This window comes from Streptomyces sp. NBC_00029, assembly GCF_045160505.1.
Classification (GTDB): Bacteria; Actinomycetota; Actinomycetes; order Streptomycetales; family Streptomycetaceae; genus Streptomyces.
Map to the genome: position 1 here is coordinate 1,279,127 of NZ_CP108292.1, position 15,997 is coordinate 1,295,123.

Consider the following 15,997-nt stretch of genomic DNA (forward strand, 5'->3'; position numbering starts at 1 on the left):
GTTAGGGCCTGGGGGTTGACTCGGGGGTCGAAGGGATGACGGAATGCGGCAATTTCCTCTGGAGATGCACCACATGGCACCCGGACGGGTGGTGGAGTGGCGACTCGGGTCCACGGCGGCGGAGGCCGGCGGCCCGGGTGCTCCGGGCGACGCCGGAGACCCGGCGGGCAGGATGGCGTCCTTCAACCAGGACAAGCACTTCACCGTCGCCGAGGAGAGCAGGGCCGCCGACGACCCGGTCGCGTCCTGGGTCGCGGTGACCTTCGAGGTGACCGGCCCGCTCGACGAGCGGGCCCTGGCGCAGTCCCTGCTCGCCTTCGTCCAGCGGCACGAGGTCCTGCGGTGCGCGTTCCGGCGCCTGGCCGGCGAGGTGGCCTGCGAGCCGTTCGACCCGGCCGGACTGACCCTCGAAGCCCAGCAGGTAGGTGAGTTCGGGTCGTCCGAGCAGCTGGGCGCCTTCCTCGTCGAGCGGTTCAAGCGGAGCATCGACACGCTTTCCTGGCCGCTGTTCATCATGGGCGCGGTGGTGCGCGAGGAGTCCTCGACGGTCTACCTCGCCTTCGACCACATCGTCTGCGACGGCATGTCGATGCCGATCGTGGCCCGCGAAGTGTCGACCGGGTACGAGGCCCTGTGCCGCGGCGAGAGCGTCGAACTGCCGCCCGCCCCCAGCTATCTCGACTTCGCCGAGGAGCAGCGCCGCCGCTACCTGTCCATCGACGACCGCGACGAACGCCTCGGCCACTGGAAGGCGTTCATGGGGCAGGAGGGTGAGTTCTTCCCCCGCTTCCCCCTCGACCTCGGCGTCGAGCCCGGCCGGATGTACCCGATCGTCAACGAGGCCTCCACGCTCCTGGACGCCGCCGAGGCCGAGGTGTTCGAGAAGACCTGTCTGGCGGTCGACGGCAAACCGTTCATGGGAGTGCTGGCGTCCGTCGCCGTCTGCCTGCGCGAGGCCGGCGGCCCGGGCGTCTACCGCGGCCTCATGCCGGTCAGTGAGCGCGGCCGGGACACCTGGGCGCATTCGGTGGGCTGGTTCGTCAACACGCTGCCCATCGAGTTCGACGCCTCGCCCGGCCGGGACTTCGCCCAGGTCATGGCATCCGTCCGGGCCGGTTTCACAGAGATGATGGGCCATCTCGACGTCCCGTTCGTACGGGCATGGGAGTTGCTGGCGCCCAAGGAGTTCGCCGCCCGTTCCTGGCCGTACCCGGTGAACTTCTTCTCGTACATCGACATGCGCAAGTGTCCCGGGGCCGAGCGCCACGACGAGTGGCGGCCCACCACCCACGTGTGGTCGGCGCGCGCCAACGGGGCCTGTTCCTGGTTCCAGCGGGACGCGGAGGGAATGCACATGAACTCCCTCTACGTCGACACCCCGGCGGCCCGCCGGACCATGGGCGAATTCCAGGAGGCGCTGCGCCTGACCGTCCAGGGGATCGCGCGCTCGGGCGGCTTCCGCCGGCCCATCGCGCTGACCGCGCCGCGGCGGCCCGTGCGGACCCCGCTGGACGTGGCCGCGTTCGCCCGGCGCGGCTGAGCCGCCGCCCCGCGACCGGGCCGGTCAGGCCGGGCGGGAGGCCGCCCGCAGACCGGCTCGCGGGGTGCGCCGCAGCAGGGCGATCCCGACGGCGCAGGCCCAGTAGACGAACAGGGCGGCGGTCATCGCCGTGTTGCCCCAGCCCACGGCGCTGTAGAAGCGGGCGGCGTCCGTCCCGAAGAACAGGGAGGGCACGAAGGCGAGGTTGACGGCCGCGATGGCGTGGGCCGTGTACCCGGTCCAGCGCGGCAGGATCCCGGCGCGCAGGATCGCGTACCCGGCGGCGGCCAGCAGGACCGCCGTCAGCAGCCGGGCGGCCGATCCGTGCAGCAGCATGTTGGCGTGGGCGAGCGGGCCGTCCACGGTCGGGTCGAGGCCCCCGCCGGGGTTCTCAAGGACGATGCCCGCCTCGACGGACGCGGCGACCAGGGTGACGGTCACGTAGGCCAGCCCGGCGCCGAAGACCACGGTGGCGAGCCAGTCGAAGGCGGGGCCCGCGCCGCGGATGACGTGGCGCAGGCCTGCGAGGAAGCCCAACAGGGCGGCGCAGGTGAGGAGGTTGAGGAGGATCCGGGCCAGGACGTTGCCGGCGGGCGGCGGTCCCGGGTGGACGAAGTACAGCGGTACGGCGACGGCTGCGAGGGCGCCCGCCGATATGCCGCACAGACCCATGAGCCGTAAGACGTGGTTCTCGTTCATCCGTTTCCTTCCTTGGCGGGTGAGGAGCTCTCGATGCCGTCGAGCAGCCGCGCGATGCCGCAGGCGACGATCGGTTCGACCGCACCGTCCTCGTCCTCGCCCAGGCCCGGCTCGCCCGCGAGTGCGCAGAGCGTGGGGAAGTTCCCGGGGTCGAGGCGCTCGGCGAGGATCCGTCCGTACGAGGCGGCGCCGGCCGGATCGAGTTCGGTGGCGATCCGTGCCAGGTCGCGCACGGCGCCGGAGATGAAGGTGGCGAGCGGGATCAGTTCGCCGCGGCCGGCGCCCGAGCGGGCCAGGGGGCTCAGCAGCGCTTCGAACCAGGCGAGTTCGTTCGGTCCGACCGGGGCGCTCGCCGTCGGGATCCGCACCATCCACGGGTGGCGTCCGTACGTGGACCAGAGCGCGTCGACCCAGGCCTCGACCTCGGCGCGCCACCCCTCCCCGGTGGCCGCGGGCGGGCGGCCGGCGGCGGCGTCGGCCATCGCCGCGAGCAGGTGTTCGCGGCCGGGCACGTGGCGGTAGAGGGCCATCGCCGTGCAGCCCAGCTCGGTGGCCACACGCTGCATCGACAGTGCGTCCAGCCCGTCGGCGTCGACGACGGCGACGGCCGCGTCGACGATCCGGCGCGGCGTGAGGCGCGGGCGGCCGTCGGCCGTCCGCTCGGCGCCCACGCGCCAGAGCAGGTCGGCGACGGTGGCGAGATCGGGCGGGGCGGCGGATCCGCCGCCCGGGCGGCGGGGCGCAGGCGACATCGGGGCCTTCCTCTCCGACTGGCGTGGATGTTTACTTCATACAGAAAGTATATGGCGTAAACATGCAGGGCAAGAGGGAACTCAGGACGGGTCCAAGGAGGGGCCTGAACGGGCTCCCCGGACTCCCGCCGCACTCCCCACGGGATCAGAGGCGGGCCGCGCGGCCCAGCAGCAGGGTCCGTTCCTGTTCGTTGCGCGTGAGCGAGGCCGCCCGCTCGAACTCCGCGCGGGCCTCTGCCGTCCGGCCCAGCCGCTCCAGCAGGTCGCCCCGTACGCTCGGCAGCAAGTGGTAGGCGCTCAGGGCCGGTTCTTGCGCCAGGGCGTCGACGAGCGGCAGAGCCGCCTCCGGCCCCTCGGCCATCGAGACCGCGACCGCCCGGTTCAGCTCCACCACCGGGGACGGGACCAGCCGGACGAGCCGCCCGTATAGCGCGGCGATCCTCGGCCAGTCCGTTTCCTCGTAACGGACCGCCGCCGCGTGGCAGCCGGCGATGGCGGCCTGGACGGAGTACGGGCCGCTCCCGGCCCGGCCCAGCGCCCGGGCTCCGCGGTGGATGAGCATGCGGTTCCATCTGGCCCGGTTCTGGTCGGCGAGCAGCACCGGTTCCCCGTCGGGGCCGGTGCGGGCGGCGATCCGGGAGGCCTGGAACTCCAGCAGCGCGGTCAGGCCGTGCACCTCGGGCTCCTGGGGCATCAGGGCGGCCAGTACGCGGGCCAGGCGCAGGGCGTCCTCGCACAGGGCGGGGCGGACGAGGTCGTCCCCGGCGGTGGCCGAGTACCCCTCGTTGAAGACGAGGTAGATGACCTCCAGGACCGAGGAGAGCCGCCCCTCGCGGTCGGCGCCGTACGGGACCTCGAAGGGCACCCCGGCCTTGGCCAGGGCCCGCTTCGCCCGGACGATGCGCTGGGCGACGGTGGCCTCGGAGGTGAGGAAGGCTCGGGCGATCTCCGGGGTGGTCAGTCCTCCCATCAGGCGCAGGGTGAGCGCGATCCTCGCCTCGGTGGCGAGGACGGGGTGGCAGGAGGTGAAGATCAGGCGCAGCAGGTCGTCGTCGATGTCCTCGGGGTCGGCCGGTTCGGGGGGCGGTGGCACGTCCTCCAGGGTCCGGCCGACCTCCGCGAGCTTGCGGGCGTACGTCTCCTTGCGGCGGACGAGGTCGATCGCGCGGTGTTTGGCGGTGGCCGTGAGCCAGGCGCCCGGCCGGTCCGGGACGCCCGTCTGCGGCCACTGCTCCAGCGCCGCGACGAGGGCGTCCTGGGCGATCTCCTCGGCGATGCCGACGTCCCGCACGATGCGGGCGACACCGGCGATGATTCGCGCGGACTCGATCCTGAACACCGCTTCGACCGCCTGGGCCGCGCTCACTGCCGTCACGGCCACCCATCAGAGCAGCCGTGACGAGGCAGGGCAAACACGGCGCGGGCGCGCCGTCGCCGCATCCGCGGTCTCACATGTGCGGGATCACATGTGCGGGGTCACGTCCGCGGGATCACATCTCCTGGATCTCCCGGACCTCGGCGCTCACGTTCCACTCCGCCGGGTGGATCTCGAGGAACCGCCGGGTCCACTCCATGGCCTCGGCCTTGTCCTTGCACTGGGTGAGGGAGTAGCCGCCGACGACCTCCTTGGTCTCGGTGAACGGACCGTCGGTGTAGCTGATCTTCCCGCCGGACCAGCTCAGGCGGGTCGCCTCGGAGGTGGGGAGCAGCCCGGCGGTGTCGAGCATGACCCCGGCCTTGGTGATCTCCTCCATGAGGGCGCCCATCCGCTGCTCGAACTCGGGCGGGAAGGTGGTGTCGGTGGGGAGCTCCCGCTCGTTGATGCGGATCATCGTCAGAAAGCGCGGCATGGTGACTCCTCGGTCGGGAGGGCGGGGTCGTTCCCCGCCTCTCACCCCTGCGTCGAACGGGAGACGCCCGGATCGACAGCCTCCGGGAAATTCTTCGAAGAATCTTCCGGGGCGGCCACCCGGTGCGGATCCGCGCCACGCTGAGATGGTGCGGCCCGACTTCACGGGAGCTCGACCACGAGTGGCTACTCGTGAGTAGGATCGCGGGCCCAGGCACCTTCGAGAGGACCCCCGATGCCACGCGTCTCCTCCCCCCTCATGCTGGCCGGTCTGCTGGCCGGAGCCGCGGTCGCCCACGCGGTCGCACCCAGGCAGTTCGACGCGATCGTGCCCCGTTCGCTGCCGGGCACGCCGCGGCAGTGGACGTACGCCAGCGGAGCGGCCGAACTCGCCCTCGCCGTCGGCGTCGCCCATCCGCGCACCCGCCGGGTGGCCGCGCTGGCCACGGCGGCGTTCTTCGTCGGGGTGTTCCCTGCGAACGTGAAGATGGCGGCCGACGCACGCCGCCGCTCCCCCGCCGTCCGGGCCGTGGCGCTCGGCCGGCTGCCGCTCCAGGTACCGCTCGTGCTCTGGGCCCGCAAGGTGAGCCGGGGCGCCGGAGCCCGCTGAGCCGGCCTCCGGGCCGCGCGCTGCACCGCCCCGGCCCGCCCCATGCCCGCCCGAGCCGTCAGCGGCTGTCACCGGCCCAGTCCCAGCGGCCGGGGTCTCCCGTACGGCGGCGGTAGTGGGCACGGCCACCCGCTCCGTAGCGCCCTATCTCGGTGGGGAGTCTGGCCTCCTCGGCGAGCTGGGGCGCGCTCCAGCCTGTGATGTCCAGGAGGAGTCCGTCCAGCGGCCCGCCGACCAGCTCGCCGTAACTGCGGCCGGGGCGCGGTCCGGGGTCGGGGTCCTCATGGTCGGCGCCGTAGACCCGGCGCCGGAGCATCCTGTCGTCCATACCGCCCAGCTTCACAGCCGCCACTGACAACGGGCCCGGCGGCCGCCGGGTCGTGCGGCGGCGATGATGGGGGCCGCCCTCCCCGATCGGGGGGAGGCGCAGGAGCGAGGAGCGACACGCATGGCACGTCGGGTGCACCAGCCACTGGAGAACCAGGAGTTCGACTTCATCCTCTCGATGACGCCGGGGCCCGTTCTCGCGTACTTCTGCGGCACGTGGCCCAAGGCCGTCGAGGCGTGCCGCGCGATGGACGCCGTCGTCGGCGATCTGACCGAGGAGTACGGGACGCGGTTCACCGCGGTCCGCACCGACATGACCCGCTGCCCCGAGCCGACCAGGCGTTACGGGGTGACGGGTGCGCCGACCGCCGTGCTCATCAAGGACGGCGAGGCGGTCGCGAGCCAGGCGGGGCCGATGACGCGCGAGGAGTTCCGGGCGTTCCTGGACGCCCATCTCTGAGGTTCAGAGCAGGGCGGCGGCGGCCCGGCGTTCCAGGGCGAGGCAGCCGTCGACCAGGCCGGCGAACTCGTCGAAGAGGGCGCGCCGTCCCGCGGCGTCCGCGTCCGGGCCGGCTCCGCGTGCGAGGGTCGCGAGGCGTGACCAGTGGACGGCCGATTCCCGGAACAGGGCGGCCGCCTCGGACCGTCCCACGAGGTCGAGGAAGTCCGCGTAGAGCGGGCGGGTGGCGCCGGGGGCCGTCCATTCCTCCTCCAGGCACGCGTACAGCCTCTGGGTCCCGGCGAGGAAGGCCTCCGGCGCCCCGAAGCGTCGCTCCCATCCGGTCCTGGTGCGGACGTCGCGCAGCTGGGCGGCGAGCTTCTCCATGCCCGAGAAGCCGAAGTTGACGTCGAACCTGTTGCCCAGCACCGGTCCGGTGAGGCGGGCAGCGGTGGCGGCCACGGCCCCGTCGACATCGGGCTCCCCCTCGGCGGGGCCGGTGGGCACGACCATCCGGTGGCGGCCCTTGCGGTGCCCGGACCAGGCGGCGCCGAACTCCAGCATGTCGATCCCGTACGGGTCGGGAGCCCCGTCCTCGACGTGGAGGACGTCGCCGTCGTACCCGGCGAGCACCACGGTGTACGGATCGGCTCCGGCCATCTCGTCCGGGACTCCGCCGTGCCACGGGAGCCGGGACCGGTCGACGTTGCAGAACACCGGCCGTCCCGCGTCGAGGGCGGCGTGCACCCGGTCCCAGCGGGGCCGGGAGCTGTGGGTGACCTCGTAGGGGACGCGGAGCCGGTCGAGGGCGGATTCGACCCAGGGGTCGGGATGGGCCTGCGCGACGATCGTCAGCTGGGGCGGGTGTCCGGCGTACTCGAAGACGAAGTACATGAAGCCGATTCCGCCCGCGAGGCCCGCGACGAGTTCCTCCTCGTGCGCACTGCCGAGTGCGTGCCGGACGAGGGAGCTCTCACGGTGGCGCCCGGTGCCGAAGTCCTCGTAGAGGAGTCCGGCGGGCTTGGGCCGGGGTGACTGCTCGGTCATCGGGCCAGCGTAGCCGCGGGGTCCGACAGTCGGACTTCCTGTACAGTTGTCCAGGAAATACCGGCCCGTAACAAAGACTTTCGAGAAGTGGAGGCGGCCATGCACACGGTCGCTCAGACCCTGATCGGCCTGGTGGCCGCGCTGCACGCGTACTTCATGGTCCTGGAGATGTTCCTGTGGCAGCGGCCTCCGGGCCGCGCACTGTCCGGCTTCGACGCGGACACCGCCCGCCTGACCGCGCCGCTCGCCGCCAACCAGGGCCTCTACAACGGCTTCCTCGCCGCCGGCCTGGTCTGGTCGCTCGTCATCGACTCGCTCGCCACACAGATCTTCTTCCTCGTCTGCGTGATCATCGCCGGGGTGTACGGGGCCGCGACCGCCAACCGCCGGATCCTCGTCGCCCAGGCCCTGCCCGGCGCCCTGGCCCTCGGCGCGGCGCTGCTGGCCGCGTGAGCCCGCAGGACCCGCGTGCGCAGGACCCGCGCACTGCGCGTACGAAGGGGCGGCTGCGCGAGAGCCTGCTGGCGGAGTGCGCCGACCGGCCGCTCGCCGAGGTCAGCGTCTCGGCGGTGGTCCGCCGGGCCGGCATCGGCCGCGCCACCTTCTACCTGCACTACGAGGACCTCACCGCGCTCGCCGTGGACGCGTGCGCGGACGTGGTGCACGCGGCGGTCGACGCCCTGCACGCCTGGCAGACCGGCCCGGCGGCGCTTGCGCCCGCACGGCCTCCCTCCGCGCTGGCCGGGTTCCTCGCGGATGCGGCCGGCCGGGCGCCGCTGTACCGGACCCTGCTGCTCCCGGGCGGTGGGGGCCCGCTCGGCGACCGCCTGCACCGGGAGCTGCGGGCCCGGGCCCGCGCGGAGCGGGCGGCGGTGGGCGCCCCGCACCCGGACCTCGTCGCGTCGGCGGTCGCGGCCGCCTTCACCGGCGTCCTCGCGGACTGGCTGCACGAGGACGTCGCGGCGGAACCGGAGGCGCTCGCGGACCATCTGTGGGCGCTGCTTCTCGCCCTCCACCGGGCCATCGGGCCCGGCCGCGGACCGGAGGCACAGGCGGCTCAGGTCTCGTAGCTGGCCTCGAACACCCGCGTGACCTCCCATCGGGGGATGTCCGGGAGGTCGTCGAGGACCCAGCCCCCGCTGTCGTCGGACTCCACCAGCGGGGTGACGTCACCGGGCCCCGGCATCGCCCCTGCGGCGAACGCGCCGGAGGAGAGCGAGAGCCCTCCGGCCATCAGGGCGATCGCGGCCGAGAGCAGAACGAGGCGCGGGGTCCGGGTGCGGATGCGAATGCGGGCCATGGGTGCGCTCCTTGCAGGAGCCCCGTCGGGGCTGTCACGGACGATGCGGAGGCGCCACTTGTCGTGCGTGGACTCCTCCCTTCCATGGGGCCCGAACGGACGCACCGTGTCATGCCGCGGCATCTCGGGACTTGACGTCCCGGCCGGCCGCCCCCGCCCCCCTCGGCCGCGCCGGGGAGGCACAGGACGCACGAAGCCCCGCCGGGCGGACCGGCGGGGCTTCGTTTCACGGGCACGCCCCGTGAAGTGGACTAGCCGAGGGGAACCACCCGCTCAGCCTGCGGACCCTTGGGGCCCTGGGAGACGGAGTACTCGACGCGCGCGTTCTCCTCCAGCGACTTGAACCCGGTGGTCTCGATCGCGGAGAAGTGCACGAACACGTCGGGGCCGCCGTCGTCCTGCTGGATGAAGCCGAAGCCCTTCTCCGAGTTGAACCACTTCACGATGCCTGTTGCCATCTGGCTGATCCTTCACAACGTTCCACTGCGGGCCGCACACGCGGCCGTCTCGATCCTGCCCAACGGTCCTCCGGAGCACACGCTGAACGCGGCCAACCGGGGCGCGGCGCGCATTCGAACTTCCGACCGCCCCGTCCGTGAAAAGAGGGAGCGATCCCTTCCGGAGGCCTCCGGAAGACGCCTCACACGCCTCACGCGCCGCCGTCCGCCGCGGGTAGCGGCTCGGCGGGCCGGGGTGCCACCGGCCCGGGCGCCGCGGCGAGGGTCCGCCGTGTTCCGCCGACGCGGCAGCCCAGGCAGTCGGCGTGCCCGGTACGGGCGGCGCCGTCCCGGGTGCGCCAGTCCCAGTCGGCCTCCGGCCGGGGCCCGCTCGGCTTCCCCCACCCGGCGAGATGCAGCACCCAGGTGACGGCTCCGGCCACGGCGACGACGGCGAGGCCGATCCAGATCCCCGGGGCCCAGGCGGCGCACACCGACACGCCCGCTCCGGCGAAGCCCAGCAGGGCCAGGGTGGTTCCGGTCCAGCCGGCCACCGTGTGGCCGAGGTCTACGTGGCCGTGCGCGCTCATGGTTCTCGGTTCTCCCTGGTAGGACGGGCAGCAGTAGGCTCGGAGGCTGGACGCTTATTTCGCAAGGTAAGCATCTCAGTTGCTAAGTAACTTAGATCCTAAGGAGTATTTGGGTGCAGGGCAAGACCCGTCCCCCGGCCACGGCCGGTGAGGCCATTTCGCGCATGGACGAGTACGTCGCGCTGGGCATCGTCGGCCAGCAGGAGGTGGCACAGCTGCTCGGGCTCAACGTCACCGATCTGACCTGCCTGGGCCACATCCTGGGCGCCGGGGAGACCCCGCTCGCCGCGGGTGAACTCGCCGGGCTGCTGGACCTCACCACCGGCGCCGTCACCGGGGTGCTCAACCGCCTCGAACGCGCCGGATACGCGCGCCGCGTACCCGACCCCGCCGACCGGCGCCGGGTACGGGTGGTCGCCGACCCCGCGGCCGCCGCGCGGGTCATCGCCGTGTACCAGCCGATGTACGACCGGCTGGCCACCGTCTTCGCCGACTACACCCCCGACGAGATCGCCGTGATCGCCGACTGGTTCGGTCGCGCGGCGGTCGAGATCCGCGCGCACTGCGCGCAGGTACGGTCCGGGGAACTGACCGCCGGGGGGACTGCGCCCGGGGCTTAGGCCAAGATCCGGAAGAGACGGGCCGGCCACCGCTGTTACCATGGGCGGTTGACCATCTTCTTTCTTTCTGCTTCGAAAGGTTCTGCATGAGGAACCCGTCAGCTCATGGGCGCTTCGGTGTGAAGGGCGGTGCCAAGGGCGGTACGCGGACCCCCGCCAAGGCCCCCCGGACCCTCGGCCCGCAGGGTGAGTTCACGATGCACGCGCCGAAGGAGCCGGCGCTCGCGCCGGTGAAGTCCTTCGCGGAGCTCGACCTGCCCCTTGAGCTGGTGGAGACCATGGCCTCGCTGGCCGTGACGGAACCCTTCCCCATCCAGGCCGCGACGCTGCCCAACGCGCTCGCCGGCCGGGACGTCCTCGGCCGCGGCCGGACCGGCTCCGGCAAGACCCTCGCCTTCGGCCTGGCGCTGCTGGCCCGAACCGCGGGACAGCAGGCGGACCCGAAGCGCCCGCTCGCGCTGGTCCTCGTACCGACGCGCGAGCTGGCGCAGCAGGTGACCGAGGCGCTGGAGCCGTACGCGGCCGCGCTGAAGCTGCGGATGGCCACCGTCGTGGGCGGGCTGTCCATCGGCCGCCAGGTGAGCTCGCTGCGCACCGGCGCCGAGGTCGTGGTGGCCACCCCCGGGCGGCTCAGCGACCTGGTGGGGCGGCGGGACGTGCACCTGGAGCGCGTGCGGATCACCGTGCTCGACGAGGCCGACCAGATGTGCGACATGGGCTTCATGCCGCAGGTCACCGAGATCCTCGACCAGGTGCACCACGCGGGGCAGCGGATGCTGTTCTCGGCGACCCTGGACCGCAATGTGGACCAGCTGGTCCGGAAGTACCTGAAGGACCCGGTCTCGCACTCGGTCGACCCGCAGGCGGGCGCGGTGACCACGATGGACCACCACGTGCTGCACATCCACGCGGCCGACAAGATCTCGGCGGCGACCGAGATCGCGGCCCGCGACAACCGGGTGCTGATGTTCCTCGACACCAAGCACGGGGTCGACCAGTTCGTGAAGCATCTGCGGGCCATGGGCGTACGGGCGGAGGGTCTGCACAGCGGGAAGTCGCAGCCGCAGCGCACCCGGACCCTGGCACAGTTCAAGAGCGGCGCGGTCACCGTCCTGGTCGCCACGAACGTCGCGGCGCGCGGCATCCACATCGACGACCTCGACCTCGTGGTCAACGTGGACCCGCCCGCCGACCACAAGGACTACCTGCACCGGGGCGGCCGCACCGCCCGGGCCGGCGAGTCCGGCAAGGTCGTCACCCTCGTCACCCCGAACCAGCGCCGGGACATGGTCCGCCTGCTCTCCGACGCCCGGATCCGGCCGACGATCACTCAGGTGCGCTCCGGCGAGGCCGCCCTGAGCCGCATCACCGGCGCGAAGGCGCCCTCCGGGGTCCCGCTGGCGGGCTCCGCGCCGACCGACGCCAAGGGCAAGCCCTCGGGATCGGAGCTCGCGTTCCGCGGCATGGGCACCCGCCCGGGCCGGGGCAAGGAGTCGCGCAAGACGATCGAGGCCCGCCAGCAGGCCGAGGCCCGCCGCGCGGCACGGGTGCGCCGGGGCGTCTAGTGACCTGAGTCAGAGATTCGGTGGCAGTAGGCGGCGACTTTGTCGAGGATCTCGTCTGCCGTCTTCGTCCAGACGAAGGGCTTGGGCTGGTCGTTCCAGTCGGTCAGCCAGGCCCGGATATCGCGTTCGAGGGCCTGGACGGAGCGGTGGACTCCCCGCTTGAGCTTCTTCTGCGTGAGTTCGGCAAACCACCGCTCGACCAGGTTCAGCCAGGACGCACTGGTCGGCGTGAAGTGCAGGTGGAAGCGAGGGTGCGCCAGCAGCCACTTCTTCACGTCCGGCGTCTTGTGGGTCGCGTAGTTGTCGAGGATCAGATGGACCTGGAGACCGGCCGGGACCTCCTTGTCGAGCTTGGCCAGGAACTTCTTGAACTCGGCGGCCCGGTGGCGGCGGTGGAGCGAGCCGATGACCTTGCCGCTGGCGACTTCGAGGGCAGCGAAGAGGGTGGTGGTGCCGGCGCGGATGTAGTCGTGGCTGCGACGCTCTGGAACACCGGGCATCATCGGCAGGACCGGCTGGGACCGGTCCAGGGCCTGGATCTGCGACTTCTCGTCCACGCAGAGGACCAGAGCCTTCTCCGGCGGGTCGAGATAGAGGCCGACGACGTCACGGACCTTGTCGATGAACAGCGGATCCGTCGACAGCTTGAACGTCTGTGTCCGGTGCGGTGCCAGTGCGAACGCCCGCCAGATCCTGGAGACCGTCGACTGCGACATGCCCGTGGCCGCGGCCATCGACCTGGTCGACCAGTGCGTCGCGTTCTTCGGCGTCTCTTCCAGGGTTTTGACGATCACCCGCTCGACATCCGCATCGGTGATCTTCCGCGGGACACCCGGCCGCGGCTCGTCGCCCAGCCCGTCCAGGCCGTGCTCGAGGAAGCGCCGCCGCCAGGTGCGGACCGTGTCCGGAGCGATCCGCAGCCGCCGCGACACTTCCATGACCGAGTGCCCCTCCGCGCACTCCAACACGATCCGCGACCGCTGAGCCAACGCCTGGGCCGTCGTGCGACGACGTAACCAGCCCTCCAGCACAGCACGCTGGGCGTCAGTGACCGACAACGGCGGAATCTTCGGACCCGGACGACTCATACCGAACTAACGACAAACCTCAGACTCAGGTCACTAGGTCGTCTCTTTCGGATCTTGCTCCCCCAGCTACCGCTGGGAGGTGCCCCCAGGCCCGCGTCGCCCGGCACCGCACCTCGCCGCGTTGTCGGAGCACCGCAGTACGTCCAGTACAACGGCACTCCTCCGCCTTGCGATGCACGGCACCGGACAACGCGGGCCCGACCGACAAGATCCGAAAGAGACGACCTAGACGTTCGCGCGGCTGGTTCACCACCGACACCCGGTACGACACACTCGCCGCCGCGACGAAGCAACGGTGCGGGTCGCAGCCATCGATGAATGGCTGCGACCCAGCACGCCAGGACCTAGGGCATGGGCGGATCGAACAAGTCGAGCTCGGCCTGCGTCGGTGGCTCGAACTGGTCCCGGCAGCTCCTCAAGAGTTCGGCCGTCAGCACGACAGAGCCCGGCTCATGGTTCCGCAGGGCGATACGCCGCTCCAGCTCTTCGACCGGCACTCGGAGGTATCGCAGTTCGACGGCCGCGCCCGACGCACGGGCCGCGAGCCGTTTCTCGTCACGCTCCGTCCGCTCCCAGAAGCCGTTCTCCAAAATCACAACAGCACCTGAGGTCAACAGCGCTTGGGCGTGCTGCCAGAGACACCGCTCCACGCGCTCCCGGGCCTCGCTGTCGAAGAGATCGAAGCCCAGCTGGGCAAGCCACTCGTCCGGGCACAGACGCACGGCGGACAGCTCTCGCACCAGCCTCTTGGCCACCGTGGTCTTACCGGCACCCGGCAGACCGCACAGGAGCACCAGCCTCGGCCTTCGATCGGTCATGACCACCTCCTCTCACCAAGCCTGCAAGGATCATCGCTCAAGCCACGGCAGGGCGGAATCGACAATCGCCGGCCGCCACTGACAGCTGAAGATCCACTTTCGCTGCACGGTCTAGCGGGGCGGGGCGCCGCCGGGCTCGTCGTCGTCCGCCCAGTCGTCGGCCGACCAGCACTCGTACTCGTCGCCGTCCTCGGGGGTGGACACGTCGACGCCGGTCCACCTGCCGTCGTCGGCGGCGCTCGTGAGGACGTACGACCGCTGCCGCTCGTCCAGTGCCGTGAGGGCCGGATGCGTCTCGGCGCGGATCCGGTCCCCCAGCGGGTCCCCGCAGGCCGTGCGGGCGCCGACAGCGCGGTTGGCACGGCCGACGAACCAGAGAGCCGTCAGGCCCGCGGCGGCCGCTGCGGCGCAGGCCCATTCCCGGAGGCCTTCCGGGCGCCCGAGCACCAGCAGCTCGGCCGCCAGGATCCAGAAGCTCACCAGCAGGACGACGCCCACGCAGCCGCAGCAGGCCGACAGCCGCCGCTCGCCCACCGGGGTCCGCGGAATGCGCCCGATCACGGGCAGCAGGGCGTCCCGCTCGCGCCGGTAGGCGATGCACCGCTCCCGGTCCTCCGCATCGGACCGGTCGATCCAGCCGACCGAGACCGGCTCCGGGTCGTGCCTGCGTACGGCCTCCAGCAGGGCGGCGGGCAGCGGCCGCGCGGGGGGGGGCGGCCGATGTCGCGCCCTGCCCCGGTCAGGTGCGCCGCGCCCTTCCCGTCGATGTCGAGGTACCCGCCGAGGAGCAGTTCGGCGGCCGCCGCCTCGGTCTCCCGGTACTTCCTCGCGGCGACGTGGTACGGATCCAGCTCCAGGGCGGCGACACGCCCGAGGATGCCGCGCCGCCGCCGGGCCCGCCAGCACCACCGCACGCCGATGCCCGCGTACACGGCGCCGGCCACGATGAACACGGATACGGCGAGGACGAGTTGGAGCACACCCCGAGGCTACGTCCGCGCGCGCCGGAATCATCGTACTGCCGAGGATCGATACACATCAGGGGCTTCACCTGGCACATCGCCGACATCGCACCCGCCCCCAAGGTTGCATCCGATAGAAGAAGTCGCGGAAGGCGTCCACGTCGGCGAAGTTGAGGGAGAGGGAGGCGGTGGTGACGTTCAACGCGTCTCCTGGCAGGCACGGTCGCGGCGGGGTCTGGCGGTGAATCACACGCGAGGCTGCTGCTCCGGCTGCTCCGGCCTGATCCGGTCCAAGGCCTTCGCGTAGGTGAGGACGAGGTTGCCGCCCTCGAACACGCGGCTGTCCGTGAGCCGGAAGGTGCGCGGGGAGAAGTCGGCGCGGAAGAGCGGGATTCCGGTGCCTGCCACGACCGGGTACTGCTTGACGATCAGCTCGTCGATCTCCGGGAGCAGCCGGCCCGCCAGGTCACCGCCACCGCAGAGCCAGATCCCGAGCCCGTCCTCCTGCTTGAGCTTGCGGACCAGGGCGACCGGGTCCTCTGCAGCAACCTCGACGGCCGGGTCCGGGCTGGTGGTGAGCGAGCGCGAGAGCACGATCTGCCGCAGGTGGGCGTACGGGCTGGTGAGACCGGCGGGCAGGCCCGTGGCGTACGTGCCTCGGCCCATCAGCACGGTGTCGAAGCGGGAGTTGGGCGCGTCCGCGATGCCGGCGGCGGCGCGGGCCGGGGTCGGGACGGTGTCCGCGTACTCGGCGGTCATGTGCAGGACGTAGTCCTCGGTGGAGTACGCCATGAAGAAGTCGAAGCCGCCGTCAGGGGCGGCGATGAAGCCGTCGATGGTGGCTCCGACGAAGTAGGTGAGTTTGCGCAAGTGCAGATCCATTCACCCGGACGAATTTTACGACGAACGTAAATTTAACCCCACCCACTGGAACTGTCAAGCCTATTTTTACTACGGACGCAAGATTGATTCATGGCTGCCGAGATGGGACTCCGCGAGCCCAAGAAGCAGGAGACCAGGCAGCTGATCTCCGACTGCGCGACCAGGCTCGGCGCGCGTGGCCAAGAAGACGGTGACCCTTGTTCTTCTGCTGGTTCTGATCCTGGCCGCTGCCGGTTTTGCACTCGGCGGCTGTGATGGGGTGTCCACCCGACTGCCGGGTGGACACCCCGTCACCGTTTCGCGCGCCGAAACGGTGACGACGCGGCACACGACGAAGGCCGGAGACCGTCCCGGAGAGCGCGAGGCGACAACGAGGCAGCACGCCGAGAGGCAGGCAACTCGATCGCCGGTGCCACCACCCCCGGGTTGGTTCCCGTTTCCTGTTGAGGTGGTGGAGGTCGTCCAGGCTGCG

The 15,997-nt window shown here is 71.6% G+C and carries 21 protein-coding genes; 7 read left to right on the plus strand and 14 right to left on the minus strand.

Going from position 1 to position 15,997, the window contains the following annotated elements; all coding sequences use genetic code 11:
* Positions 1-43 precede the first annotated feature (43 nt).
* The gene (locus tag OG753_RS06375) at positions 44-1,540 is read left to right on the plus strand and encodes a condensation domain-containing protein (protein ID WP_327260806.1); all 1,497 of its coding nucleotides are present in this window, start codon (positions 44-46) and stop codon (positions 1,538-1,540) included.
* Between the two features lie 24 nt (positions 1,541-1,564).
* Here the strand turns inward: OG753_RS06375 and OG753_RS06380 are convergent, their stop codons facing one another.
* From OG753_RS06380 to OG753_RS06395, 4 genes are all read right to left on the minus strand, one after another.
* Positions 1,565-2,239 carry a hypothetical protein gene (locus OG753_RS06380; protein ID WP_405787538.1) on the minus strand — a complete coding sequence of 225 codons (675 nt, stop codon included), beginning with the start codon at positions 2,237-2,239 and terminating at the stop codon, positions 1,565-1,567.
* Positions 2,236-2,991, minus strand: coding sequence for a TetR/AcrR family transcriptional regulator C-terminal domain-containing protein (locus OG753_RS06385; RefSeq protein WP_327260808.1), 756 nt, complete (start codon positions 2,989-2,991; stop codon positions 2,236-2,238). The genes OG753_RS06380 and OG753_RS06385 overlap by 4 nt, the downstream gene beginning before the upstream one ends.
* Positions 2,992-3,136: 145 nt before the next feature.
* Positions 3,137-4,357 carry an RNA polymerase sigma factor gene (locus OG753_RS06390; protein WP_405792561.1) on the minus strand — a complete coding sequence of 407 codons (1,221 nt, stop codon included), beginning with the start codon at positions 4,355-4,357 and terminating at the stop codon, positions 3,137-3,139.
* A gap of 124 nt (positions 4,358-4,481) precedes the next feature.
* Positions 4,482-4,841, minus strand: coding sequence for a YciI family protein (locus OG753_RS06395; protein ID WP_327260809.1), 360 nt, complete (start codon positions 4,839-4,841; stop codon positions 4,482-4,484).
* A gap of 234 nt (positions 4,842-5,075) precedes the next feature.
* Here OG753_RS06395 and OG753_RS06400 point away from each other — a divergent pair, with 234 nt between their 5' ends.
* Positions 5,076-5,450 (plus strand): hypothetical protein, encoded by a 375-nt coding sequence (locus OG753_RS06400; protein WP_327260810.1) that lies wholly within the window; start codon positions 5,076-5,078, stop codon positions 5,448-5,450.
* A gap of 58 nt (positions 5,451-5,508) precedes the next feature.
* Here OG753_RS06400 and OG753_RS06405 read toward each other — a convergent pair whose 3' ends face one another.
* Entirely contained in the window at positions 5,509-5,778 is a 270-nt protein-coding gene (locus tag OG753_RS06405) for a hypothetical protein (RefSeq protein WP_327260811.1), read from the minus strand.
* Positions 5,779-5,898: 120 nt separating this feature from the next.
* On the opposite strand from OG753_RS06405, the gene OG753_RS06410 reads away from it, so the two are divergent.
* On the plus strand, positions 5,899-6,237 hold the full coding sequence (locus OG753_RS06410) for a thioredoxin family protein (protein ID WP_383197943.1): 339 nt from the start codon (positions 5,899-5,901) through the stop codon (positions 6,235-6,237).
* Positions 6,238-6,240: 3 nt separating this feature from the next.
* Here OG753_RS06410 and OG753_RS06415 read toward each other — a convergent pair whose 3' ends face one another.
* Positions 6,241-7,263 (minus strand): BtrH N-terminal domain-containing protein, encoded by a 1,023-nt coding sequence (locus OG753_RS06415; RefSeq protein ID WP_405787543.1) that lies wholly within the window; start codon positions 7,261-7,263, stop codon positions 6,241-6,243.
* A 99-nt stretch (positions 7,264-7,362) separates the two neighbouring features.
* Between OG753_RS06415 and OG753_RS06420 the strand changes: the two genes are divergently transcribed.
* Both OG753_RS06420 and OG753_RS06425 read left to right on the plus strand, forming a co-directional pair.
* The gene (locus tag OG753_RS06420; RefSeq protein ID WP_405787545.1) at positions 7,363-7,716 is read left to right on the plus strand and encodes a DUF1304 domain-containing protein; all 354 of its coding nucleotides are present in this window, start codon (positions 7,363-7,365) and stop codon (positions 7,714-7,716) included.
* Positions 7,713-8,333: a TetR/AcrR family transcriptional regulator gene (locus OG753_RS06425; RefSeq protein ID WP_405787547.1), complete on the plus strand. Its 621-nt coding sequence runs from the start codon at positions 7,713-7,715 to the stop codon at positions 8,331-8,333. The genes OG753_RS06420 and OG753_RS06425 overlap by 4 nt, the downstream gene beginning before the upstream one ends.
* Here OG753_RS06425 and OG753_RS06430 read toward each other — a convergent pair.
* The 3 genes from OG753_RS06430 to OG753_RS06440 form a co-directional block, all read right to left on the minus strand.
* A complete protein-coding gene (locus OG753_RS06430; protein WP_327260816.1) occupies positions 8,321-8,563 on the minus strand; it encodes a hypothetical protein in 243 nt (80 codons plus the stop codon). The two genes, OG753_RS06425 and OG753_RS06430, sit on opposite strands and share 13 nt — an antisense overlap.
* A gap of 251 nt (positions 8,564-8,814) precedes the next feature.
* Positions 8,815-9,021 (minus strand): cold-shock protein, encoded by a 207-nt coding sequence (locus OG753_RS06435; RefSeq protein ID WP_327260817.1) that lies wholly within the window; start codon positions 9,019-9,021, stop codon positions 8,815-8,817.
* A gap of 191 nt (positions 9,022-9,212) precedes the next feature.
* Positions 9,213-9,590, minus strand: a complete 378-nt coding sequence (locus tag OG753_RS06440) for an HGxxPAAW family protein (protein ID WP_405787549.1) — start codon at positions 9,588-9,590, stop codon at positions 9,213-9,215.
* Between the two features lie 113 nt (positions 9,591-9,703).
* On the opposite strand from OG753_RS06440, the gene OG753_RS06445 reads away from it, so the two are divergent.
* Together OG753_RS06445 and OG753_RS06450 are read left to right on the plus strand one after the other, a co-directional pair.
* A complete protein-coding gene (locus OG753_RS06445; RefSeq protein ID WP_327260819.1) occupies positions 9,704-10,210 on the plus strand; it encodes a MarR family transcriptional regulator in 507 nt (168 codons plus the stop codon).
* An 86-nt stretch (positions 10,211-10,296) separates the two neighbouring features.
* A complete protein-coding gene (locus OG753_RS06450; RefSeq protein ID WP_405787551.1) occupies positions 10,297-11,775 on the plus strand; it encodes a DEAD/DEAH box helicase in 1,479 nt (492 codons plus the stop codon).
* Here the strand turns inward: OG753_RS06450 and OG753_RS06455 are convergent.
* The 5 genes from OG753_RS06455 to OG753_RS06475 all read right to left on the minus strand — a co-directional run bounded on the left by OG753_RS06455 (position 11,772) and on the right by OG753_RS06475 (position 15,525).
* Entirely contained in the window at positions 11,772-12,863 is a 1,092-nt protein-coding gene (locus tag OG753_RS06455) for an IS630 family transposase (protein WP_405787552.1), read from the minus strand. The two genes, OG753_RS06450 and OG753_RS06455, sit on opposite strands and share 4 nt — an antisense overlap.
* A gap of 344 nt (positions 12,864-13,207) precedes the next feature.
* Positions 13,208-13,681, minus strand: coding sequence for an AAA family ATPase (locus OG753_RS06460; protein WP_405787554.1), 474 nt, complete (start codon positions 13,679-13,681; stop codon positions 13,208-13,210).
* Between the two features lie 111 nt (positions 13,682-13,792).
* Entirely contained in the window at positions 13,793-14,242 is a 450-nt protein-coding gene (locus OG753_RS06465) for a hypothetical protein (RefSeq protein WP_405787556.1), read from the minus strand.
* A complete protein-coding gene (locus OG753_RS06470) occupies positions 14,239-14,661 on the minus strand; it encodes a hypothetical protein (RefSeq protein WP_405787557.1) in 423 nt (140 codons plus the stop codon). Before OG753_RS06470 ends, OG753_RS06465 begins: the two co-directional genes overlap by 4 nt.
* Before the next feature lie 228 nt (positions 14,662-14,889).
* Positions 14,890-15,525, minus strand: coding sequence for a dihydrofolate reductase family protein (locus OG753_RS06475; protein WP_405787559.1), 636 nt, complete (start codon positions 15,523-15,525; stop codon positions 14,890-14,892).
* Positions 15,526-15,997 lie beyond the last annotated feature (472 nt).